Below are 22,234 nucleotides of genomic sequence, written 5' to 3'. Positions count from 1 at the left end.
CGGTGGCCGCACATAAAACAGGGCGCGTGAAAAGGACTCACGCTCCCTGTCTAAGGGCTTGAATTAAGCATGCCTTCTCCGAAACCGGGCCCACCTTCGAAAGACATGTGCTTAGCGCTCGTATTCGTCGCCCTGGCTGCGCTGTGTCTTGCGGTCCTGATCGTCGACCTGCCGGCCCTTTTGCTTAGCTAAGTTTTTCTGCTGCTGAACGCGTTGCCGCGCCTTCTCGGCATGTCGCGCCGAGGTCTCGGGCTGACGCGTGTCTTCTCGGCCAGGCAAATCGCGGCCGCGCGCCTCTCTTTCAGGCGCGGCTTCGCCGGCCCCGCCTGCGCCCTTTTGCTGCTCGAACTGGAGGCGGGCCAGTCGATCGTGCATCTTGTCGTTCACGCCATCGCGGTATTGCGCGAAACGTGTTTGCTCGGCGTTGGGAAGCGTGTCCCGCATCTGATCCAACGCCTGGTTCACACGCGCCATCTTCTGCCGCATTTCCAAAGGTGTCTGCGCCATTTCGGTAGCTCCTATCAGCCTGGTCAATTCTTTCATGCCGGGATGGGACAAGAACGACGGGTTCCGCCCCAGTCCGCCGCCACCTTTGGAAATGGCAGGGGTCGGCCTCTCGCCTCCCTCACGCGCATGAATCCGGAGGACAGTGTGGCCGATCGTCTCGGTTGCAGTCAGCGCTTGACCGGTGATGCCAGCCGACCGCATCACGGCGGCCGTCTGCTGCCACACGGCGGCGATCGCTCCGCCATTGGCGACGAGCAACCCGCTATCCATTCGACGCTGTCGCTTATCCTCCACGCGCGCGACCGTCTTGTCGCTCACCTGGTAGCGCGGATCGTGCTGCGCGCGTTTGTAGGCGCCCGCGTGTTCCTTCGTATAAGGTCGGCCCATTGCGTGGTCGTACCGGCGGGTCGCGACCATCGCAATGCCGTGTTCGCGCGCCTTTTCCGCGTAGGCTTCCCGCCAGGCATGGAGATCCGCCTTGTAGAATGTCAGCCGCTCGCCGTCGGCCGAGCGCGCCTGCACCATGGCGTGGATATGGACGTGCTTGGTCTCGGCATGGTGTGCGAGCACGAATTTGTGCCCGGGCGCCCGCTCCTCGAGCACGGCCCGCGCGGCCGCCAAGACCGCTTGCGCGTCCGTGCCAGCCCGGGCCGAGAAAAGCAGGTGATAGGCATTGCGCCGCTCCCGGCCAGAAAGTTGTGGCCGCCATTCCTCAAAAATCGCTGCGGCCGCCTTCGTCGGCTGTTTGCTGGAAACCGTCTGACCATTCGCCTGGCGAACCTGCTTGTGCGCCCGGATAAACTTTTGCAGAAAATATTGCGCCTTACGCTCGTTGCCGACGGCCGCCGTCACTTCTGCTGTCGCGCGGATGCCGGCCTTCCCCATGGCTTCGCCCAAGCCGGCTTCGATCTTGTCGAGCGCTTTGCTGCGTGAATTTGCCCGCCCGGCCCCGAGAATCTTGGCAAGTGGTCCGGCGCGTTCTCCCGTGTGACCATAAACGGCGACGCTGTCGCCCGTGCGAGCATAGACGAACGGCTTTGATCCGACGGCCGCGTTCAAAGCCTCGCCAAGCGCTTCGTCCGTGACGTCGCCGGCGAGCTCGAACCGCACCTCGATGAAATTCGTATTCTCAAGCTGCGCCTGGAATGTCTCCGTGAATTGGTGCAGGAAGCCGCGACGGTCCTGGGCATTGGCAAGCCCCTGTCCGCTATCGGTGAAGATCTCGATATCGCGCTTCTCGCCCTGTTCATTGGCGCGTGTGCCGATATAGGCAAGCAAGGCGCCCGCCTGTTTGCCATTGGCCGCGCTCGACAGGACCTTGAACACCGCCGGCTGCGCGCCGGCGGCATAGGCTGCTCGCGCCGCAACCGCTCTCGCCTCTCGCGTTGGCCGCGCGAAGTGTCGAGCGGACGGGAGCGCGCCCGACCTTCCGCCGCCCCCGCCACGGCGCCGCCATTCTTCTTCCTCTTCCTTGACGAAGGCGCCGAGTGTGAGGCCGAAAATCGCTACCGCCCCATTTGCGTCGCTGGATGAATGCAGACTCCCACTGGTGCCCACAGACATCGGTATCGCGCTGAGCGGTCCTCCTCGACCTGAGGACGAAACAGGTGCCTTTGCGACGCGGGAGCTCGCTCCCGGGTGCCTCGCACTCCCCATCGACGATTGCATGCCAGCCATAGGCGAAGCCACGCGGGCCTGGGTCACGCCACTCGCACGGATGTTCATCGCTTGACGATCGGCCGTCTCCCGGCCAGCCGATTGCAAAAGCCTATCCTCCTCAAGCTCCTCGAGGTCGCCAGCGCCCGGTATGCGCAAATAGCGTTCGATTTCGGCAGCATATCCGGCGAGACGACCGCTCATGCCTTGACCTCACTGCGCTTGCGCGGCCTAGCAATCATCGCCTTCAATTCTTCGCGGAACCGACGCACGAGCTCGCCAACGGCGATCAAGGCGCGCTCGAGGTCTTCGTCATACGCCACCCGGCCCTCGTTCATCGCGCGGACCGCCTGATTGAAATTCACACCGACGCGGCGAAGCTGGTCGGTGGCCTCCTCAATGGAAGGTCGCAGTTCCCCCGTCGCCGCCGGTAGAAACCCCGCCTCGGTCCGAACAAGGCGGCGAACGACTTCGCTGACCGTCACCGACTCCACGTCAGCCATGGTGCGCAGCCGCTCCAGTTCGACGCTTGAGAAGCGCACATGCAGGACTTCGCCATAGCGCCGGGATGCGTTCCGACTTTCTGTTTGGCCACTGTTGGCTCTCATCTTCAAGCCCGCTTGCGGGCGCTAAGGCCGTTGGGCCGCGCCGTCCTTTTTTCGTGTGTAACACAAAAAAGGCTATCCTGCCAAAGACAAAAAACAACATCACCAAAACATCTTTGCGGGTGTACGCTACATCACCCCAGCTTTCATTTCCAACTCATCAGCACATGCTCGCACGGAAACATGTTTCCTTGTGGACATCTTGCATCGTCAACTTAGCGACAAGCCAACGTTGCGACATGTTTCTGTCTCAGCATGTTACCTTGCTGCGGCATCATCATGCTAACATGGAGACAGCTCGCAAGGAGCAGGGAACATGAGCTCGTGCGATCGGGATCGCCGCGACCCCCGCGGGCTACGTAAGACGGATAAGCAGAGCCACGCGACCGAGGCCGACGGGCACGGCCGATTGCGCCGGGCCAAGCATCGATGGCCCGGCCCCGGTCGCGTGGCCTCGAGCGTTCTCTGCAACCCTCACCGCGGCGGATGCCGCGGGGCGGGCTGACCTAATCGTTCGGGAGCTTGTGCTTATGGGTTCTGATGTAGTCCTGCACCGCTTGGCGCAGCAGCTCGGTCATGCTGTGGCCGTTGCTGATCGCTAGCAGCTTGAATTGGCGCTGTTCGCCGGCCGTAAGGTAATAGCCGCAGCGCACCATTTCCTCTTCGCGAATCTTCTTGCCGGCAACCGGATCCTTCTTCTGGCCCTGTCGCAGCATTTTGCGGAAGTCCGGCCGAGCTGACGCTGGCGCAGCTTCCACCTCCGATGCCGCCGCGGATGCGGCGGCAAGCGCCTGAGAGGCGGGATCGGACTTGGGAGCGATAAACATGCTCGGAAGCGCCGGCGGCTCAGTGGAGATCGCTCGCATCATCCGAGCCTTCTTGTCGTCTTGCGTGTCCCGGGTGCTGTTCTCGTTCATGCGGCCTTCCTGATTGCTTCGGTGAAGGTCTTGAGGACGTCGTCGAAGACCCCTTCACTTTCGGCAATCGCCTTCGCGTCGGGCTGATCTGGGCTGTAGAGTGTCTGACCGCTTTGCAGGTCCCGATAGGCGACACGGTTTTGCAGCGCATGGTCGGCGATCGGCGTGCCGTTCGCCTGAATGATTGCGCGCAGTTCGCTCAAGGCTCTCGCCTTCGCATCGATGATGGTCTGTTTTGTTAGGACAAACACGGCTGGCAGCGGCCGGCCGCGTGTTTCGACCGCAAGCGGAATGTAGTGGTCGGTGATCTGGATTGCGGCGGTCACGTCATCGAGCGCGAAGAAGATCGGCACCACGACGATATCGGAAGCAAATAGCCCGGCCATGAGATTGTCGTTCGTGGTGCCTTCGGTGTCGATCAGCACCACGCTGCGCTCGCCATTGTGCAGTTCTGCCGACTTCAGGATCTCGCGCGGCGTCGTGGCGCTGACGAGCTGGAGTGTCTCGGGACGATTGCCGGCCTCCTTGAGCATCTGGGCCCACCGGCTCATGTTCTGGCGAACGTCGCCGTCGATGAGTGTCACCGCGTAGCCGCGCTTAAGGGCGACGGATGCCAGCGCGCGTAGCAGGGTCGATTTGCCAGTGCCACCTTTGGCGATAGCGGCAGATATGATCATAGCTCGGGGGACCTTCGATGAACCGCTTTTATGCCAACCGCCTCCCCGGCAATTGTCATACCCGAACCCAAAGTGTAGTGTCAATTTACGAGCGATCAACCGGACAGGACAGTGATGTTCAGGGCAGCTTTGGCCGAGATCTCGACGCGCGACGGCTGCGAGGCCGCGCTTGATGCGGCAGCCGCCACGCTGGCGCATTACAGCGCGCTTGCCTCCGTCGGCATGATGCGCCAGCGCGAGCTGATCTTGATGTTGCCGAACAGTGAGGCGTGCGGAGCGGATGATTAGGGCAGTATTGGTGGCCGTAGCGGCGGCGGCGAGCCTCGGCGCCGCCGCTCCAGGTGATCGGTCCAATGGGACGAGCAGCAATCCGATGTGGCCCGCGGGGCTGCGATGGGATTGCGCCACAGCAGCAAAAATCGTGTGTGAACGCGACGGCTCCTGCAAGGTCGCAAAAGGGGATGCTTCATTCCTGCTCAATTACGACAACAACAACGTCGAGTTTGCCAGCGGCGACGTCCGCATCAAGCGGCATTATCAGCAAACGGTGCAGGCAAGCCCTCTCCAAAGCGAGGTCAAGGTGGAGCTTGCCGACAATCGCGTCATCTGGCTGACGGCGGTGGACGCCAGTCGCACCTATTCCGACGCCTGGGTGGGTGCCCTCACTGAATTGAAGGGTGGCGCCGTCCTTCTGGAATCCCAAGGCGTCTATTGCACCCCACATAAATGAGCGTCGCGAACCGGGTCCCGCGCCAAGCGCTGCACGGCTTCTGTACAGCCGGAACCGCCGGCGGCCCGTTCTCTCCGGCCTCCGCCGTCCCTACGGCGCTATTGAGGCGCGCTCCGGCTCCGGCTCTTTGGGCATGGGAATTGCAGCGACACAAAAGAAAATCCTTCGATGGACCCGATGGCGGGTCGAAGAGTCCGGTGCCACCAGCGGCGATCACTGCAGGAAGGGTTTCGAGGGTTTGCTGATCGACCCGGGAACTGAGCCGAACCAGACGTTGGCATGCAGACGATCATTGAAGCTGCATCGCTTGCCAGCCATCGGGTCCCCTGGAGAACGCGACAACGCCATCGCCTTCACCTTTCCAGGCAGTGCGAAGCTTGTACTTCACGGTGCATTGCACGCCGGGTCCCACGGCGTTCTTCGAGCACTCTCCGATGCGCAACGTCGCTTGATCAGTGTTCTTTGCTCGCCGGAAAGCATCCAAAGCCTCGGCCGGCGATGGAATCTCAAGGCCGGCCGCGGCCAGATTCGCACACAGCGCCGGCTCGGACGCAATCGCCGCGGAGAGCTGGTCTTGTGTGGGATAGAGAGCCAGCGTGCCGCCTATGCCGACCAATGTTCCGGATGCCGCCGCCATGATAAGGGTCCCCGCATTGAACATGATCACGGCTTCGGAAAAACGTTGAACGTCGACGCGATAAGGTCCGTCGTATAGACGGTCTCGCCGTTGCGTTTGAAAGAGTTGTTGCTGATGCGGCCTTCGACGAAGACGACATCGCCGGGCTTGGCGTTCTCCGCCACCCAGGCGGCTTGCTTCTCCTCCAGGACCGTCACCTGGACCCAATCAGTGGCTTCCTTGGGATAGCCTTGTTCGTCGCGCCAATTGCGATTGGTGGCAATGTTGACCTTGGTGCTTTTGTCGAAGGGCGCGACCGACCCGACATTGCCATGAATGGTGAACCTGTTGACGCTTTTCATCGGGGTAACTGCCTCTTTTCCTACCACTAATTTAGCCGCCCGGGGTGACTCGGGATCATGGTCTGCTAAGGTTGAACCAGGTGCGCTGCCGCAGCCCGTTCGCGTCGTCGTAACCGATGTAGTAAGGCTTCGCGCGGCGCGGGCGCTGAATGTCGTAATAGGTGGTCGTTCGATCGTTATGTGCTCCGCTGGAGACATGAGTAAGCTGGACCGGCAGGGTGCGGTCGCCGAGCTGGATGGTTCCCGTCGGACTTCCGTCTGCCTGACCATGCCGCGCTCCAAAGTTGGCAGGCTGACCGAGATTGCCAGCCGCGATTCGGCACATGCTGGCCTGGCCTTGTCCCGGCCGGTCGCTAGTCGGTGCGTAAGGCATCCACCCCTGCGGGCAGGCCTCGTACGGATCGTAGCGGGCCGGCGGATGACAGGAGGGCGTACCCTGCCAGTCACCAGACAGACAAAGCAGGACCTGGCAGCCCCACTCGGATGCGAATGCTTGGGAGGGAACAGACCCGGCACCCGCGATCGCGGCAGCGCCCATAATCAGACATTTGAGCATGGTGATGGCTCTTTCTCTCTGAAACGTTTTTGACACTTTACTATGGATTTTGCTCAAAGAAAAGGGCAGACCGAACAGGCGGGTTCGTGCGAATACATAGATTCATGCTGCCAAACGAAGCGGGCGAGGTGAACAACCCGCTTCGGGAAAATATCGCCTGGTTCCTCGAAACCGAGCGCCGCAGGCGAAAGCTTCGCCATCAACACATGGCGGAACTGTTCAAAACGTCGCCGGGTCAAGGACTCGCATACCGCACCTACATTCGCACCATGAGAAAACGAAACAACGTGACCCTGCGCACGGTCGAACAGATGGCCCAGGCGCTTGAGGTGTCGATCGCGACACTTCTGGTCGGCGGCGCCGAGGTGGAACCATGGGCGCACAAGCTCACCGAAAAATCGATCCGCGCGCGCCTCGCCGCCATCATCGACAGCGAGCGCAAGCGCCGCAACCTGGTCCGCTATCAAATGGCGGAGCTGCTGGGTGTGTCGGAGATCACTTTCACCAAGCTCGAGCGCGCGAGCGGCAATATCAGTGTCGACACGATCGCCGCCGTCGGCGAGGCGCTCGGCCGCGATCCGGCAACCTTCCTGTTTCAGGAACCCGGCATCCAGCACCAACCGGCTTGATGTGGCGCGACCGATCCCCAAGGCTGCTTCAAAAACAGCCTCGTGCCGCCTTTAGGGGATCCGCGGCAAGCGTGGTTTTGGCGGCTAAGGCGTCAGACGGTCGGCGATGCGTGACTGGGGAATGGCTTCGGCCCGTCCGGCGGCCAGTCGGATCGGCTGCCAAATGGTCTTCCGCTCTGTTTATTGCGGGAGCTTCCTGTGGACGCCGCTTTTTTGAAGGCAGTCGGATAAAAATTAAGGCCGAGATTGGGCCGAAATTTCGCGATCCAGGCGATCTGACGCCGATGCACGACAACAATGTGATTTGTCAGGTTCCTGGCTCGCCATTGTCTGCGCTCGGTGACGCGCAGCAAGCCGAGCCTGCCGGCTTTGCGCAGCGCATTGCGCACCGTGGTCGGCCCGACGCCGGCCCGATCGCCGATTTCCTTAACCGATCGATCGCATCTGCCATGCTGCCGGCAATCGCACATAACAATGTAAAGCGCCGCGCTCTCCCCTTCGGTGAACGCGCCGGCGAACTCGGGCCGGACAGCCTGCATGCGGCCGAGACGCCGCTTTCGCTGCCACCGTACGGGATCTCGGGGGCTGTGGGCAGCCTCGCGCCGGCTACGCTCGCTGCGCGGGCGTTGCGGATACCAGAAGCGAGGCAGCGCACGACCATCCGCGCGGTCCTTCTTGAGGTTGGCGCGTTGTCGGTCAGCCTTCTCGCAGAGCCGCTCCGCTTCATCCTCGCCCAACGATTCGTCGCCGTAGAGCTTCCATATCTGGCGGCAAAAATCGTCCAGCTCGGGCAATGACCGAATGTTCGTGAGCCATAGGCTCAGCGTTGAATAGAGATCCATTTCTTTCCTCTCGCCAGGCCGTGCAAAGCCGTGGCGCGGAAGCGCAATTCTCTTGCAATGTCGGGAAAGACGGGCTACGGTCTCACAAAATCTTCGGGCGAGATCAGGAGCGCCAACTCCTGTAGCCTATTCCCTGGAAAAGCCGGCCTCCGCGCCGGTTTTTTTGTGCTCGATTTTTCCTCCGTTCAGACTCACTCGGCATGATTGCAAGGGGGAGCATACAAAGTAAAGTATCAAAAAATCCGCGAGCGGGTCATTGAGATCGCCGCCTGACAGACAAGAATCACGCGGGGATGCCTGGCGTTCGTATTTCTTACGGTTTGCCCGAAGCCGCCCCATGGCGCGTCCAGCTATCGATCTGAGGCGCTGAGTAGCTGGGCGATCTGAATGACGCCCCGCTGTTTGCGGGGCGCCATTCGGTGTTCGTCAGTCGCCGTTGCGACGATTCGGCCGAGACCAGATGAGGCTGTAGCTCTGACCGCCTTCGTCGGCGACGAGGTTGGCGTAGATTGGGGCGGTGAAGCTCGGATCGTCGAGCTTGAGGCCCAGATAGGCGCGGCCCTCGTTGGACTTTTTGGACCAGCCGGCACCGAACTCGACTCGACCAACGAGCACGCGGTGGCTGGGTGCGTTTTCGCCGCTGGCGCGCGTATCGGGGACGATCCGGACCTTCTTGGCCTGGAGGGAAAGCGTGATGATCTCGCCGTTGAATTCTTCGCCGGCCAGCTGGAAGTTGCCGATAGTAGCCATGTTCGTGTGCTCCTGACTGGTTTGTCCGAAGCCGCCCTGTGCGGCCTCGATAGCGGTCGTGAGACGACGGTCCGGCCGACTGCATCCACTGGGCCGCAGCGGAGCGGAGGACGGCGGAAGCCGAGCTTGTTGTCCCGCGAGGAATGCGGCGAAGCCGCAGGGGAAGAAGGTCGGCGAAGCCGTTGCAGGCAAAGGCCGGGCCGGCGTCAGACCAATCTTAAGAGAGGCCGTTCAGGGAGGGTCCGGGCATCGAAGAACGATACTGGAGATATCGGAATGTCCGCCATGCATCCGGCACAAGCGGCACGATCGATGCCGCCACGAAACCAGAGGCACGAGGTCTAGGCCCTGTCCGGTCGCCGCTCAAACGGCCGCACATGATCCCGCAACGCCGCCAAAGGTTCAGGCGATGAGAGCAGTCTTGATGACGACGATTAACCCCCGCAAGGGGCCGCCCACCTGGTTCCGGCGGTCTGATAGGCTCGGGGGCCGAATTGCTGCGCGCTTACGTCGTGACGGTCCGACGCGTGCGCCTTCGATCATGCACAGTGCGGCGACGAGCTTGCTGGCCACCGCGGTGATCATGACCTTCCTGAAGCGACCGCGCGGCACCCATAACCGCAATGAATCGGTCGAGCCGGTTGGATTCAAAGAACTCGTTGGACGCCGCTTCCAAGCCAAGTGAGACTGCGGCCATGGAAAACGAAGAGGCACGGCCCGTTCATCTTCGACGCATCGACCCTTCGCAGAACATGCGGCGGTTTTATGTGGTTGCGATCCAACCGACCTTGTTCGGCGGAGCATCCGTCATTCGCAACTGGGGCCGCATCGGGACCAGCGGCCAATCGATGATGGAAACCTTCGATGCCGAAGACAGTGCGGCCACCGCATCAATGAAGCTTCAGCGTGCCAAGCGCCGGCGCGGATATCGCGACTGTGATCCGGACTAGCGGCTGGCGACATCGCGCAAAAGATCGCAGGCCCGAAAGGCCAACTCGATGCCTCAGCGGCCAGCCGATCGCCATAAGCACTGTCATCCCTGTTTGCCGGAATTACCGGCGATGATGGAGATTCTTCCGCTCTTGTCCGCGATCGGTGAAAATCTGAACGGAATGCCCCCAAGCTTAACTACAACCCAACCTGTCCCTACGCGCGCCGCTTTTTGCAGGCGGCGATCCACTGCATGGCGGAGATTGGATCTTCTAGGATGGCGACCTGCCTGGCGAAATCGATAAAAGCATGGTGTGCGGCGCTTAACGGTTTGTGCCCATCCTCTGCGTCATAGCAGGCCTGAAGGGCGGTCTGGTGGATCAGATCTCTTTGATCCTCGGGCCAGTCGCTGAGGAAATCGATGACGTCCGCGAGGCTCGCAATCTCTTGCACGATATAGGTCGCACGCTTCACGAAAATGGGGCTGCCGAACTCCTCCGCATCCATGCGCTCCTCCCAGTTCACGAACCACCGCTTTGGACGAGCATTCCGCCCGGCAACCATCGCAAATGTGCTGTCCGGACCGAGACGGTTCAAGGGGCGCGATGGAAGATTTCTCGTTGGCGCAGGTGCCTGGGGGACGGTGGCAGGATCAGGGCATCAAACGTGCGTAGCAGAATGTTGCGGCGCTGTCAGTACGCGGCCCAGCCGACGACGAACATGATGAGATCAGCCATCTCCGATCGTCGTGTCAATAAACGGCTCGTCCAGCAGGCCGCAGGCCAGCGCGCTGCTCTAGATGGCGCGCAGGATGGTGAGTAGGTCAAGGAGATTGCGGGCGATGCGATCAGTGGCAACGGCTAGCACCTGGTCGCCGGGCCTGAGGCTTTTAAGCATGGTTTTCAGCCTCGGCCACTCGGCATCCTTGCCGCTGAGAAGTCACCAAATTAAATCGCGGTCGTGGGAGCCTCACACAGTGAGGTTGCAGAGTGGCTGCTCACGCGCGCCTCTCTCCCAACCCAAAGCAAACGAGGGCGTACAGTCAGTTCGGTGCTGGAGAAAGTTCGTGGCCCTGAGCCCGGTTTCACAGGGCGGCAGTAGGAGCGTCAGCATAGCGCCGCCGCAGGCGGACGCGGGACCGACAGCCCCGGGCGCCATGTGGACTGCGCCGACCTCATGCCAACTGCCGTGGTTCTCCGTTATGGACGGCGAGGAGCAGCACCCCCGAAAGGCGGCGCTTGGTACTCCTTCTGCCTGCCGGCGTTCGCTTGGAAGGCCGAAGGCCCCGCCTTGCGGCGGAGCCCTCGTCGAGGCGATCAGTCCCGGTTGGGGCGAGACCAGATCAGCTGCAGGCCTTCCTCGCCTTCCACCTCGATCAGGGTGGCGTAGATCGGAGCGGGGAAGCTCGGGTCGTCCAGCTTGACCGAGAGGTAGTCGCGCTCGGTTTCCCTGGAGACCTTCTGCCAGGCCGCACCCAGCTCGACATTGCCCGAGAAGATGCGGAAGTGCGGGCCCTTGTCGGAGGGGCTCTCGATGCGAACCAGCTTGGCCTTGACGTTGAGGTTGAGCGTCTTGATCGTGCCCGCAAAACCGTTGCCCGAGGAAGTGAAGGTGCCGATGGTAGCCATGATGTCGTCTCCGTGAGTTTCTCGGGCCGCGACCATCGCGACCTCGATGGCGGTCGACAGACCGGAGGCGATCGGCCCGCACCCGCAGGGGACGCAACGCAGTGGAGGGCAGCCAGGGTGAGGCTTTCTTGTTCCGCGCGGAATGGCGGCGCAGCCGTCAGGGGAAGAAAGTCGCGACCGGCTGTTGCGGGTTTGAGAACGAGGCGTAGCGAAGCGAAGACGGCCTTCGGTCAGACCAGCCACATCGAGGACGCAGGTGGTGCGCCCTTCCATGAAACCGCCGGCCAGACGACAGGCGAATCCTATCGGCATGATCAGCGCAACCGCAGCCACGGTGAGGCGTCATCAAACACGTCCCTCCCCGTCAGGCACCATCGCATAAGGACAGACCGTCCAACCGAAAAGGGACGCCACCGCCGCCTCCTGTCCGGTCAAAGGACGACTGGCCTAATGGCGAAAGTCCGGGTCCGGCGTCTGCCCCTTCAAGATGGATGGCCGCTACACTGTCATGGAAGTATCCATCTCGGGCTAGACGTCGGCACGGGCCGGCTGATCCGACTCGGCCCGCCGGGGCTATTACCGGAACTGACCGGTGCCACGGCGGCCGACTGCGGGGCGCCGGTGCGCTGAGCCACCGACGTGTGCCAGGCGGGACGATTACAGACCGCACATGCCCTCGCATTCGTTCGGCCAGAGGTCGAGCTGGCCGTGGTCAGCCGCCGTAGACAAATCGGCTTCATCGAGGGGAACGCCGGAGCGATGCAGGAAGACCTCGCCGCGTATGCCACGCAGGCCGGTGCGGATCGCCCGATCCACCTCCACGGCATCGTCCCACGCCGCCGGGTCGTTGTTCCGCATGGATCGCCACATGGCGTCACTGTGGAAGGGGCAGCCGATGCACGCGCTCTTCGGCGGTTTCGGATAGCCATGGCTTTTCAGCCAATCGAGACAGTCCTTCCGGGTCATGCGGCTCTCGATGAGGGGAAAGCGGTTGAGTTGCCACGCTGCCCGGCTCGGCTTCATGCGCACCACCTCGTCCATCGAGATTCCCAGCCACTGGTGAACGACGGGGTATGTCGGGGAACGTTTGCGTGTGAGACCAGCCAGTTCCCGCACCTTGCGGCGGATCGGTTCGATCTTGCTGGTGGTGGTGCATTGTCGCCGTATCATGCCGATCGAGATATTACCGCGGCGGTCGACGGTGCGGGTGAAAGCCGGGATCGACGCCCATCTCTTGCCGTTGCCAGCGGCAATCAGGCTCTCCCGAAGATTGCGGGCCGACACGATATGCACCGGGAACGGCAGGACGTTCGGCGACATCAGCCAGCGCAGATGCTCGTAGACTGCGGCAGGCTCCCAGCCCGTATCGGCGAAGATTGCACAATCCAATGGGCCGAAATGCCCATGGGCGGCCATCAGTGCGAGCGTGGTGGACTGGACCCCTGCCCCGAGGCTGAGCACACGAAGGCGGATGGGGGATGGCTCCACGCCACCCCCGGCAACGATCGGAGAATGCAACATCACGCAGCCTCCGCGATCTGTGTCGCATTCGGCTGGAGATCATGCAGATAGTTGACCGCACGCTGGGCATGGGCCGCCGCGGCAAAGATGAATCGCTTCTCGTTCCTGAGAATTTCGAGCCAGCTAGCCAGGTAGCTGGCATGATCAGGCCGCGGCTCGAGCTCTGGCACGATGCCGAGGTCAGCTGCTAGAAAGCAGCCGCCGAGGTCGGCCACGAGCTCTTCGTGAGCCCGGAACTCGCGATTCTTGTGATAGCGGGAGAGGTTGCGATCAAGCCGCTTTTCCGACCCGACCCAGTGGGTCATTTCGTGTCCCAGGGTCGCATAATAGCCGGGCCTGTCGCGGAAACTCTCGAACGGCGGCATTTGCACAATGTCGAGAGCCGGATTGAAATACGCCTTGTCGCCACCGTGGCGGATGACGGCCCCGGTATTTGCGAAGAAGGCATCCGCATGTTCGATCCGCTCCACCGGATCGGACACCGGCGCGGGATTGCCGTAGTACTGCGCGGGCAAGCCGTCGATCTGGTCGGCACAAAACACCGTATAGGCCTTGAGGAACGGAATCCCGCGCTCGACCTCTTCGCCATGGGCATCGGTTTCGGTGCGTACGATGCGGCTGGCATAGACAACCATCGAGCCGGTCTCGCCTTTGCGGACCTGACCGCCCAGCTCGACGCTCTGCTTGAACGTCATCCAGGTTGGGGAAACAAAACCCCTCGAAACGGCCTCCGACCAGAGAAGCAGGGTGTTGATCCCCTGATACGGCAATCCATTGTGGCGCAGCGGGCGCGTGATACGCCCCGTGGTGTTCGCCGCGCTCCACGGCTTCACCCACGGACGCACGCCCTTTTCTAGGTCCGCGACGATGCGGTCGGTGATCTTCGTGTAGATATCGACGCGGGATTTGTTGCTCTTCCTGTCCATCTTCCGGACCTCCATTCGAGGCCGCGCCAATCGCGGCCGTCACGAGGTCCGACAGCGCAGGACCGCAGGTCCGGGAACCCGCAGAAGGGCAATCGGAAGAAAGGACACGTCGCGTAAGGGCCGCAACGTTAGTGGAGGACGGCGAAGCCGTTTAGCGGAACGAGGACCGGAGCAGGACCACCATTCGTGACGGCCGCGGTTGGCACGGCCGCATCAGGTGGTCTACCTGCTTTTTCTCATCTATTGCTTTTTGGGCCCAGGGTGCTGCTAGCGAATCGAGTGCCAGGCGCAGCAATGTTGATCAGGGCTGGAATACCGCGTGAGAGTTTTTGAACGACCGCTATTCATTGCATTTTCGTGCGCTTCTTTCTTTATCGTTGGTGTCGGAATCGTTCTGCCTGCCTGGATAGCTTTCCATGGTGGCGGCTCTCGACTGGTGGGACTGGTGTTGCTTTCATCCAGTGTGGCGGGTCTGTTGCTTGCGCCGGTCGCAGGTCATCTGGTCGATCGGCACGATCGGCGGACCGTCACAGTGGCAGGGCAGATGATCAGGGCCTTAGGGCTGCTCCTTCTCGCTCCCACCGGAATTGTCGCAGAAACTCTGTCGCCAGTCCTTCTCATCTTCTCCGGCGTATTGGGAGCCTTCGGGTTCGCGCTTCTGGCGGGATCGCTGAGTGGTATTTTGCAGGCGATTGTCCCGCAAGCCCAGCGCATGGGATTCGCCCTTCGGCTCTCCCTCTTCAACCAGGCTGGCATAGCGATCGGAACAAGTGCTGCCGGACTTGCCATCGACAGGCTCGGCAGTCCCATGTCTGCCCTGTTGTTCGCACTGGTGGCGCTGGCCTGTCTTCCCATGCTGAAGATGATCACGTCGCATAGCGGCAATGTTCAACCGTCGCAGCGGCTAAGCCTCATGCCCGCTTCGAGGCAGGCGCTAAGTTATTTGCTCAACAATCCCCACAGCCTTTCCGCCGCGGTAACTGTCGGCCTAGCCTTTTCCGTGATCCAGATCACCAATCTGCTCCTTCCAGGTTTTGTGAACCGATCACTCAGCGGAGACAGCGGACTGTTCGGCCTGCTCGAAATGGCAGCCGCTGCCGCTGGAATGCTCGCGTTGGTAGTCGTCGGCATTGCGTCAATTGCCGAACGCCTCCGAAATCTCACGCCCACAATCCTGATTGCCGCGGCTGCCTCCCTGATTCTGTTCTCCCTGGCTACAAGTCCGGCAGTCGCCGTTGTTCTTTATTGCGTGGCTGGCATGCTCTGGAACGTGGCCCGAGCGGCAGCCAATGGCCATCTTCTGACGGTCGTGGACACCACGACGATCGGCCGCGTGCAAGCCTTCACGACCCTGCTTACAAGTGGTTTTGGCCTTGCCATATATCTGCTGCCGACAATGGTGCCCGGAGCCTCCGAGGCAACCCTCTTCATGGTGTGTGGCTCCGCCATTGCGGTCTGCGTTGGCGGCTCGTCCCTCTGGAGCAAAGCTCAGGAGCGGCGCTAATCCTGGGACTTGCTACGTCACATGAGTTTGTCGCAAAAACCCGTCGTACGAAGAAGGCCGGGCGGAGCCGAAGCCCCGCCCGGTGGCAGTCAGCCCAGAGCCGCCATCTGGAGATCGGCCGCCTGCCGGCTGACGCCCTGGCCGGGGTTCTCGACCTGTCGCTCGTAGGGCCTCCAGCTCTCGCCGACGATGTGCTCGTAGGCGGCGACGGCGCCCTCGGCCGCCATGCGCAACGCGTGAGCTTGAAGGCCCATGTCGGCGGCGAACTCGCGCTTGCGCTGGGCCTTGCTGTCGAAACCGACAGGACCGTCGAGATCCTCGTCGCGGGTGTCGTTGGCGAGCCTGGCTGTGGCGTCCTTGGCCTCGGTGACCGACTTCGAGTAGAACTGGCCTGCTCCATAAGCGGAGCCGACATAGGAGCCGACGATCCTCTGCAGGTGGATCTGCATCGCCTTGTCGGAAAGTCCCTCGGAGAGTGTGTCGGCGCCATCGACCAGGCTGCGCTCGTGGAATTCGCGGATGCCGTCGCTGTCGAGGACGGGAAGGCCGAAGCTTTCGGAGATGAGCGTGGCCTGGTGGCCGTCCGGGCAGCAGAGCCGAACCATTTCGAGTGTCGTGCCCTTGCGGAGCTGGACGACGCGGGCTTTGGTCCTGGTGGAGCGGGTTGAACTGGACATTAGCTTTCCTTTCTAGCGATGCCCTTCAGGTGATCCGGCCCTTGCCGGTCTTCCCTGCGGGTGCGGTCGAAAGGAACCGGCGGAAGCTGGACGCTTCAGGGTCCGGGACCTGCCAGGCGAGCGAGGTCGGCTTGCGGAAAAGCGGGGGCCAGTCCTTCACTGGTCCCTGCGCAGGACGCGGGCCGGCCTTGCCGAGATCGGCGGGTTCCGGCCGCTCCGCGGCGCGACAGCGGCCTTGAAGCGGCCAGCCGCCGGTTCAGACCGCAGCAAACCCGCCGGAAAGACCGGCAAGGGATGAATTCGGACATCGGCATACGGGAGGAAATGCACTGTTCAATTCCCGCCGCCACACGATCCGCCTGCCCGCTAGCTGCGCGAGGGACGGCGTTGAACTTCGGCTCCTGCCGGTATCGGAGATGTGCGCCGGTCCGCTGCCGCGGATCAGATCTTTGGCCTGCTCCCACGTCGGACTGACAGCGCACTGCATTCAATCCGAGGCGAGATCAGAACGACGACTACGTCTATGACGACGCGACAGGGAATGGCGACCAGCGTCGGGATGGCCGCTATTGCAGCTATTGCCGGAAGCATCGAAGCGCGATGCGCCGGCAAGGTGCTGGCCGACGGCGACTCCGTCGCCCTCGTCAAGGACCTCAAGGTCAAAAGCGCGGGGCAGAGCCTGAAAGGAGGGCACGGTGATCAAGTCGATCCGGCTCACCGACAATCCCGACGAAATCGACTGCCGGCATGACGCGATCAAGGGGCTGGTGTTGCGAACCGAATTCATACGCAGGCGCTGAGCAGATACGAGTATCAGGCGCGCAGCAGGTCCGGCGGGATTCTGTCACGCAGTGCTGCGATCGCAGCGTCCTGCCTTGCCAGTTTGCGAGATAGCGCATCGATCTCGTGCTGCCTTTCCTGGGTGATCGCGGCAAGGTTCGATCGATACCGTTCCAGAAAGGTCCTGGCATCGGCAGGTTTTAGGCGTCGGTGGCCGGTACGCTGGGGCTTGAGCTGCGGAATGATCGTCGTCATCCGCCTTATGATCTGCCGGTCGATCATATCAAGCTGGCGCTGTGTCTGGCGCCGTGCCTCTTCCACTGCGAAAGAGTTGCGCTCGGCGATCGGGGACAGACATTATGTGTCCCTCCCCTGCCAATCCATGAAGCTCGATGGCCCGCCATAGACACGATGGCGCGCAACATCGATGACGAATCCAAACCGGCCGACATGGTATTCGTCGGTCGGAACGAGAAAGCGACGTTCCTCAGTGCCCGGTCCACGCTTGCCGCCAGGGGTCGCGATAACCTCGGTGAACCCGGCTTGGTTCTCGCAACGGATCGCCGACACCACGACCCAGTCATCGGTATGCCTCTCGAAGAATGCCCGCTCGTCCTTTTTCGCAGATTGGCCGGGGTCGAGCACCCTGCCGTGGATCGCCTCCCAGGCGTCCGGATACCAGTCGCGGATCGTCTTTTCCGCACACGCCATCTCGAAGTCCGTGAAGAGCTGCGGGAAGGCTTGGGCGACGGCCGCCCAATGGCAGTCCTCTTCATACCAGCCGCCATTGGCACGGAGCATGACATGGACTTTGCGATTTCGCTCCGCCGACAGATGGAACCCGCCATGGCCTGCCGTTGAGTGAGCCACGACGCCCGCGGCATAGACGGTCGCTCCCTGCGACGTTCCCCATGGCGTGTGGGCGCGGGAATGGATCTCGCGACGGCCGAGAGCCGAGCGCTGTTGCTGGTGGAGAGCGTTCTCCTCGACATGCGCGCGAAACGCCGCCTCGTCGGCAAGCTCGCCGGCATGGCCGTAGAAATCGCTGCGCGTCCATTCGGCCATGGGCCGGCGGATACGCCAGCCCGTGACAAGATAGTGCCGGCCGTCCCGGGCCGGAACCATGGCGAACGCCGTTTCACCGACAAGCGCAACGGGATAGCTGTCGGCGCTGCGGCCAAAACAAACCCCCGGATAACCAGAGGCCTCGTCGTCTCGTATCCGGGGACTGGCCGCGCTCATGCCGCCGCCCTCCCCTCGACGGTAGCCGCGGCCACGGCATCGGCCGTGATCTCTTGCAGAACGGCTCGCGGATAGCCGTGCTGCGTCAGCCATTCCTCGGCATCCGCACGATGGCTGGCGAGATAGACCAGTTCGGCGTCTTCGCCGTCGCGGTCGAGCACCAGGACCGAGCCGATAGCGGGCCGCTCCTTGACCGCGAAGTTGAGATCGCTGTTCACCGAAAAGCTTTGGTGAACGCGCAGGACGATGGTGCCCTGACTGCCACAGTCACCCTTATGCAAGGTAATGGACGCCGGCAACGTGGTGTTGCCGACGCGAATTTCGGCCTGCTTGCGGATCAGCCGGCCGCCGCTGTTGCGGTTCTCCCAGGCGGCGAGCTCGTAGCGATGTCGTTCGGGCGGGCCTGGTGTTCCATCGCGATAAGTTACGATCGAACCGAGTGGAACAAGGTCATAGATCAATTGAGCCGACATGATGGGTCTCCGGTGTTTAGGGTGAAAACGAAACCGCCGCCGGCGAGGTCACCGGCGGCGGTAATGCGATCGGAAGGAAGAAGGCGCGTGCTGCTACTCGGCGGCCTCGCGGAAGCCTTCAGCGTCATCGCCGGCATAATCGTGCGGCGGCTCGACGACCGCGTCGCCGTCGAGCTCATCCTGGTGGTCCGGCGTGCCGTCGTCCTCAGGCTGTTGCCTGGCCTCGTTCATCTTCAGCCAGGAGGTCAGCTTTTCCGGAGTGGGCGCAAATAGCGCCGACGGGTGGACTAAGCGGCCTTCCTTGAAATGCTCGGCCAGGGCCGCACGGGTGTCCTTGACCTTCTGACGGGGCAGGACGGATGTATCCGCGCAGGCGGCTTCCAATGCCTGCCGCGACAGGCATGACAGGAAGTCCTCCGTCCCCATGTTCGGCAGGTAGTGGTCGGCGGCGATGACGGTGCCGGCGACACGGGCGACAACGCCGCTGTCCGAGCGATTCTCCCTGCAGGACAGAACGTCGATCAGCAAGGACCGCACGGCAATGCGCAGCGTGTCCATGTCGAACGCGAGCTTGCCCTCCTGGTCGAACAGGCGCGCGGCATGTTCGCCGAGGCCCGCGGCCCCGTAACAGGAGATGTCGCGGGCACCAGATGCCACTGTCACATTCTGGCCGGCGAAGGCGAGGACGAGCAGGGCCATCAGCGTGTCGTCCTCGATCGGTGCGCGCGACAGCGCCTCGTGCAGTGCGTCGGTACGCAGGTCGCCGATGATCTCTATGCCTTTGCGCGTCACCTCCGGACGTGGCTTTGCCGTAACGACGATATCATCGCCATCGGCCTCAAATCAGCGCCATTCTTGCCCTTGGGCTTTTTGGCCGCCGGCATGCGGTACGCGACCGACTGCACCTTGCCGTCGCGGTCGAGATACATGGCGGTGTGATCGGACTTCGACGGCTTGCCGTACACACGCTCGGCCTTGGGCGGCAGCTTCGGCTCGCCCCACTGACCGGCTTCCACGATCACGCCACGCTTGGGCAGAGTGTTTGTCATCCACTCCTGCTGCGCGCCAAGGAAGGCCTCGACATCCGTCGTATAGCGGCTGTCCTCGTCGGCCGGCGCGAACAGGTCCTCGCCCCAGGCAATGCCGTAGGCGTGAGCGAGATCGTCACCAAAGCTGGCGTCGCGCGCGTGCATGCGGCGCTTCGTCAGGCCCTGCGCCACGCTCCACCACGACACCTGCGGTTCGGCCTTGGACGGCTTGTGCTTCTTCCAGACCTCCTTCTGCTCATCAAGCGAAGCCGACGCGATGGTGCGCAACTGCTGCTCGTTGGGCATGTCGCCCTTGGCCATCTGGTCCAACATGGCCGGCAGAACGTTGGCGAGCAGGCGCAGCTTTCTGATCTGGCGGACGGGAAGCGCTAAAGCGAGGGCGATCGCTTCCTCGGTCCAGCCGAGCGCGACCAGCCGCTCAATCGCGCGCCATTGGTCGACGGGATTGAGCTGCTCATGCGCCAGCGCCTCGGCCAGCGACCGCATTGCACCACCATCCTCGGCGCGCTCGATCACCAGCACGGCGATCTCTTCCGAACCCGCCGCAATCGCCTGCCTCACACGACGATGTCCGGCATCAATGACATAGCCGTTGCCGCCATCCGCTTCCGGCGCCACGACAGGTGGCTGCACGATGCCGACGGCGCGAATGGTAGCCAGCAGCAGCGCGTCGGCCTGCGGGCTGGACTTCGAGCGTCGCGCCTTGTCCGGGTTATCCTTCAGCGCACGCGGATCGACAAACTTCAGTTCCATGGAGATGCTCCTTCAAGGGGTTTGAGGACACCGCCGTTCGCGGGTCCTTCCTCGTCTTCTTCCCGAAGACATCCCCCGGCCCGCGGAGCGGACGGGCCGGTGCAACTGCGGCCGAGCATCCCTGCCGGGCAGATCAAGCGGGGCTCTTGAGCCCTGCGCAGAGCGATCGGCCGGGATCGCGAGGGGCGCGGTTGAGCGCCAGCGTCAGCGGCCCGCCCGATCTGCGGTCAAGCCTTTCTTACCTTCCCCTATTTCCTCATTTCAGCCGAAATCTTTGTTGGAATTCGCTTGCTTCCAGTCGCAACTATGTGAAGCGTCGGATCAGACAGCGGCGCAGAGCACTGGAGACGCGCACGTCGTGCCCGCATCACCCCCGGACAGCCGTATTGCGAATGGCCAGTGTTGCGTCGGCGACCCTGGCGCCTCGTCTGATCGATATGGACGAAACGCTAACCTATCATGGGCGGTCTGGCTGCCAAAACCTATGCGGCTCGCGAGAACTTGCAAGCGGCGGGAGTGAAGGTCATTCCAGTGGCCGCCGCGGGGCCGGGTGGTGCGACCAGATGCCCGCAGGCGGCCGTTAGCGGCGTGATCAAAGAAATAATGGCTGCTTCTTTTCCGCCGTGGTGGGGGAACACAGGCTCACGGGCATTTCTGGCACGGCGACGAGGAGCGCCTTGGCATAGGGGGCCGCATTTCAAAGCATTACGGCTCTCAATCGCTGGAATTCGCCAAGGCACGCGAATATCCACAGTTATTCCATCTATGAGCCGCGTTAACATCACCTTCGAACCGCTTGGGACGGAAATGCAGAAGATGCCACCCATATCCACACGCCGCGCCGAAGTCACGGATGCCGCAACCGTCGCCCGCTTCGTCCACGCTCTCCTGGACAAACTCTCGGGCGGGAAGGCCGCCGACATTGAGACCGTCACCCAACACGCAGCGACAGTTCTTGCCGATGCGGGCGTCATTGCGGTGATTGCCTCTGCGAACAAGAAGCCGGTCGGCGTAATGGTTTTGAACGAATGCGCGGCGGTCTATGCGGGCGGCAAGTTTGGAGAGATCTCGGAGCTGTATGTCCGCCCCGATTTGAGATCGCAGGGTATTGCGCCTCGCCTGATCGCAGTTGCTCTTGCAGAGGGACACGCGCGCGGATGGACGCGGCTGGAGGTCGGCGCACCGGAACAACCGAAATGGAAACGCACTTTCGATTTCTACTTGCGCAATGGTTTCGAGGAAGTCGGCCCCCGGCTTCGCCGTATGATTTGACCGTGTTGCATTCAGCTTAAGGCTTGCTCAAAGCTGCTGTCGCAGAATCTTGAGTTTCGAGCGTCGCGAAATCTGCGTTCAACAGATGGAAAATTTGGAAGGTTGTCGACAAGGGAAGTAGCCGATTCATCTCATAATTTTTGGAGGTGCAGCCCATGAACAGCGCTGAAAATGACAGCGGGATCGTTTTGCGCCCAGCTCGTACTGGTGATGGTCAATCGCTGTTCGACGTGACGGTGCAATCGGTTCAGGGGCTTGCCCAAAATCATTACAACAGTGAACAGCTGACAGGGTGGCTGGGCGATCGCACTGTCGACTACTACGAGGATAGGGTCGCACGGTCATCGCCGAGGAGAATGATGAGGTGTTGGGCTTTGTTGACTCAGATCCTGGCGAGGTGACGCGCCTTTTTCTGTTGCCCAAGGCAGCGGGCCGGTGGCAAGCGACTACTCAAAGTGGGCGTAGAGAATGCGACCAAGGAATATTCAGGGCCGATTAAGATAGAGTCCACGCTAAACGCGCAAGCTTTCTACGAGCATCACGGTTTCAAGCCTATCCAAAGAGGTTACTTCTCTCATGGTGTCGGAGGAGAGCCGATCGAAGTGGTTCTGATGGAAATGGCACAGACATAG

At 62.1% G+C, this 22,234-nt stretch carries 24 protein-coding genes and 3 pseudogenes; 9 read left to right on the top strand and 18 right to left on the bottom strand.

Annotated features, from left to right (window positions below; all coding sequences use genetic code 11):
* Positions 1 to 111: 111 nt before the first annotated feature.
* The 4 genes from EN786_RS30955 to EN786_RS30940 form a co-directional block, all read right to left on the bottom strand.
* Positions 112 to 2,070 carry a relaxase/mobilization nuclease domain-containing protein gene (locus tag EN786_RS30955; protein WP_189524319.1) on the bottom strand — a complete coding sequence of 653 codons (1,959 nt, stop codon included), beginning with the start codon at positions 2,068 to 2,070 and terminating at the stop codon, positions 112 to 114.
* Positions 2,071 to 2,363: 293 nt separating this feature from the next.
* Complete coding sequence (locus tag EN786_RS30950; protein ID WP_135909313.1) at positions 2,364 to 2,777, bottom strand: MobC family plasmid mobilization relaxosome protein; 414 nt, start codon at positions 2,775 to 2,777, stop codon at positions 2,364 to 2,366.
* A gap of 497 nt (positions 2,778 to 3,274) precedes the next feature.
* A complete protein-coding gene (locus EN786_RS30945) occupies positions 3,275 to 3,685 on the bottom strand; it encodes a hypothetical protein (protein ID WP_135909311.1) in 411 nt (136 codons plus the stop codon).
* Entirely contained in the window at positions 3,682 to 4,560 is an 879-nt protein-coding gene (locus tag EN786_RS30940) for a ParA family protein (RefSeq protein WP_135909309.1), read from the bottom strand. Before EN786_RS30940 ends, EN786_RS30945 begins: the two co-directional genes overlap by 4 nt.
* A gap of 100 nt (positions 4,561 to 4,660) precedes the next feature.
* On the opposite strand from EN786_RS30940, the gene EN786_RS30935 reads away from it, so the two are divergent.
* Positions 4,661 to 5,092: a hypothetical protein gene (locus EN786_RS30935; RefSeq protein ID WP_246688779.1), complete on the top strand. Its 432-nt coding sequence runs from the start codon at positions 4,661 to 4,663 to the stop codon at positions 5,090 to 5,092.
* A 289-nt stretch (positions 5,093 to 5,381) separates the two neighbouring features.
* Here the strand turns inward: EN786_RS30935 and EN786_RS30930 are convergent, their stop codons facing one another.
* The 3 genes from EN786_RS30930 to EN786_RS38845 are packed head-to-tail and all read right to left on the bottom strand — an operon-like array spanning position 5,382 to position 6,395.
* The gene (locus tag EN786_RS30930; RefSeq protein WP_135909307.1) at positions 5,382 to 5,729 is read right to left on the bottom strand and encodes a hypothetical protein; all 348 of its coding nucleotides are present in this window, start codon (positions 5,727 to 5,729) and stop codon (positions 5,382 to 5,384) included.
* Between the two features lie 26 nt (positions 5,730 to 5,755).
* On the bottom strand, positions 5,756 to 6,070 hold the full coding sequence (locus EN786_RS30925) for a single-stranded DNA-binding protein (protein WP_135909305.1): 315 nt from the start codon (positions 6,068 to 6,070) through the stop codon (positions 5,756 to 5,758).
* A 55-nt stretch (positions 6,071 to 6,125) separates the two neighbouring features.
* Complete coding sequence (locus EN786_RS38845) at positions 6,126 to 6,395, bottom strand: hypothetical protein (protein ID WP_246688778.1); 270 nt, start codon at positions 6,393 to 6,395, stop codon at positions 6,126 to 6,128.
* A 335-nt stretch (positions 6,396 to 6,730) separates the two neighbouring features.
* On the opposite strand from EN786_RS38845, the gene EN786_RS30915 reads away from it, so the two are divergent.
* Positions 6,731 to 7,255: a helix-turn-helix transcriptional regulator gene (locus EN786_RS30915; protein WP_135909303.1), complete on the top strand. Its 525-nt coding sequence runs from the start codon at positions 6,731 to 6,733 to the stop codon at positions 7,253 to 7,255.
* 92 nt (positions 7,256 to 7,347) lie between these two features.
* Here the strand turns inward: EN786_RS30915 and EN786_RS30910 are convergent, their stop codons facing one another.
* Together EN786_RS30910 and EN786_RS30905 are read right to left on the bottom strand one after the other, a co-directional pair.
* Positions 7,348 to 8,097 (bottom strand): hypothetical protein, encoded by a 750-nt coding sequence (locus tag EN786_RS30910; RefSeq protein WP_135909301.1) that lies wholly within the window; start codon positions 8,095 to 8,097, stop codon positions 7,348 to 7,350.
* Between the two features lie 426 nt (positions 8,098 to 8,523).
* A complete protein-coding gene (locus EN786_RS30905) occupies positions 8,524 to 8,847 on the bottom strand; it encodes a DUF736 domain-containing protein (protein ID WP_135909299.1) in 324 nt (107 codons plus the stop codon).
* Between the two features lie 562 nt (positions 8,848 to 9,409).
* Between EN786_RS30905 and EN786_RS39350 the strand changes: the two genes are divergently transcribed.
* Both EN786_RS39350 and EN786_RS30895 read left to right on the top strand, forming a co-directional pair.
* Positions 9,410 to 9,532: a hypothetical protein gene (locus EN786_RS39350; protein WP_281405021.1), complete on the top strand. Its 123-nt coding sequence runs from the start codon at positions 9,410 to 9,412 to the stop codon at positions 9,530 to 9,532.
* Between the two features lie 10 nt (positions 9,533 to 9,542).
* The gene (locus EN786_RS30895) at positions 9,543 to 9,797 is read left to right on the top strand and encodes a WGR domain-containing protein (protein ID WP_135909297.1); all 255 of its coding nucleotides are present in this window, start codon (positions 9,543 to 9,545) and stop codon (positions 9,795 to 9,797) included.
* Between the two features lie 196 nt (positions 9,798 to 9,993).
* On the opposite strand, the gene EN786_RS30890 is transcribed toward EN786_RS30895, so the two are convergent.
* The 4 genes from EN786_RS30890 to EN786_RS30870 form a co-directional block, all read right to left on the bottom strand.
* A complete protein-coding gene (locus EN786_RS30890; protein WP_135909295.1) occupies positions 9,994 to 10,284 on the bottom strand; it encodes a DUF982 domain-containing protein in 291 nt (96 codons plus the stop codon).
* Between the two features lie 809 nt (positions 10,285 to 11,093).
* A complete protein-coding gene (locus EN786_RS30880) occupies positions 11,094 to 11,405 on the bottom strand; it encodes a DUF736 domain-containing protein (RefSeq protein ID WP_095482589.1) in 312 nt (103 codons plus the stop codon).
* Positions 11,406 to 12,062: 657 nt separating this feature from the next.
* A complete protein-coding gene (locus EN786_RS30875; protein ID WP_135909293.1) occupies positions 12,063 to 12,926 on the bottom strand; it encodes a hypothetical protein in 864 nt (287 codons plus the stop codon).
* Entirely contained in the window at positions 12,926 to 13,852 is a 927-nt protein-coding gene (locus EN786_RS30870) for an ArdC family protein (RefSeq protein ID WP_135909291.1), read from the bottom strand. Before EN786_RS30870 ends, EN786_RS30875 begins: the two co-directional genes overlap by 1 nt.
* Positions 13,853 to 14,171: 319 nt before the next feature.
* Between EN786_RS30870 and EN786_RS30865 the strand changes: the two genes are divergently transcribed.
* On the top strand, positions 14,172 to 15,356 hold the full coding sequence (locus EN786_RS30865) for an MFS transporter (RefSeq protein ID WP_135909289.1): 1,185 nt from the start codon (positions 14,172 to 14,174) through the stop codon (positions 15,354 to 15,356).
* An 89-nt stretch (positions 15,357 to 15,445) separates the two neighbouring features.
* On the opposite strand, the gene EN786_RS30860 is transcribed toward EN786_RS30865, so the two are convergent.
* Positions 15,446 to 16,033 carry a hypothetical protein gene (locus EN786_RS30860; RefSeq protein WP_135909287.1) on the bottom strand — a complete coding sequence of 196 codons (588 nt, stop codon included), beginning with the start codon at positions 16,031 to 16,033 and terminating at the stop codon, positions 15,446 to 15,448.
* Positions 16,034 to 16,540: 507 nt separating this feature from the next.
* Between EN786_RS30860 and EN786_RS30850 the strand changes: the two are divergent.
* Positions 16,541 to 16,833, top strand: a pseudogene (locus EN786_RS30850) (alkylphosphonate utilization protein); the annotation flags it as partial.
* Between the two features lie 13 nt (positions 16,834 to 16,846).
* On the opposite strand, the gene EN786_RS30845 reads toward EN786_RS30850, so the two are convergent.
* The 4 genes and pseudogenes from EN786_RS30845 to EN786_RS30830 all read right to left on the bottom strand — a co-directional run bounded on the left by EN786_RS30845 (position 16,847) and on the right by EN786_RS30830 (position 20,330).
* On the bottom strand, positions 16,847 to 17,095 hold the full coding sequence (locus EN786_RS30845) for a hypothetical protein (protein WP_246688777.1): 249 nt from the start codon (positions 17,093 to 17,095) through the stop codon (positions 16,847 to 16,849).
* A 75-nt stretch (positions 17,096 to 17,170) separates the two neighbouring features.
* Complete coding sequence (locus EN786_RS30840; protein WP_135909283.1) at positions 17,171 to 18,055, bottom strand: hypothetical protein; 885 nt, start codon at positions 18,053 to 18,055, stop codon at positions 17,171 to 17,173.
* Entirely contained in the window at positions 18,052 to 18,528 is a 477-nt protein-coding gene (locus EN786_RS30835; protein WP_135909281.1) for a hypothetical protein, read from the bottom strand. The genes EN786_RS30840 and EN786_RS30835 overlap by 4 nt, the downstream gene beginning before the upstream one ends.
* Positions 18,529 to 18,621: 93 nt before the next feature.
* Positions 18,622 to 20,330 (bottom strand): annotated as a pseudogene (locus tag EN786_RS30830) (ParB N-terminal domain-containing protein).
* 807 nt (positions 20,331 to 21,137) lie between these two features.
* On the opposite strand from EN786_RS30830, the gene EN786_RS30825 reads away from it, so the two are divergent.
* From EN786_RS30825 to EN786_RS38835, 3 genes and pseudogenes are all read left to right on the top strand, one after another.
* Positions 21,138 to 21,602 carry a GNAT family N-acetyltransferase gene (locus tag EN786_RS30825; protein WP_246688776.1) on the top strand — a complete coding sequence of 155 codons (465 nt, stop codon included), beginning with the start codon at positions 21,138 to 21,140 and terminating at the stop codon, positions 21,600 to 21,602.
* Between the two features lie 155 nt (positions 21,603 to 21,757).
* Complete coding sequence (locus tag EN786_RS38840) at positions 21,758 to 22,003, top strand: hypothetical protein (protein ID WP_246688775.1); 246 nt, start codon at positions 21,758 to 21,760, stop codon at positions 22,001 to 22,003.
* 48 nt (positions 22,004 to 22,051) lie between these two features.
* Positions 22,052 to 22,234 (top strand): annotated as a pseudogene (locus EN786_RS38835) (GNAT family N-acetyltransferase); the annotation flags it as partial.

The sequence above is a fragment of the Mesorhizobium sp. M4B.F.Ca.ET.143.01.1.1 genome (assembly GCF_004792275.1).
Lineage (GTDB): Bacteria > Pseudomonadota > Alphaproteobacteria > Rhizobiales > Rhizobiaceae > Mesorhizobium > Mesorhizobium abyssinicae.
This window is presented reverse-complemented; position numbering and strand designations above follow the sequence as displayed.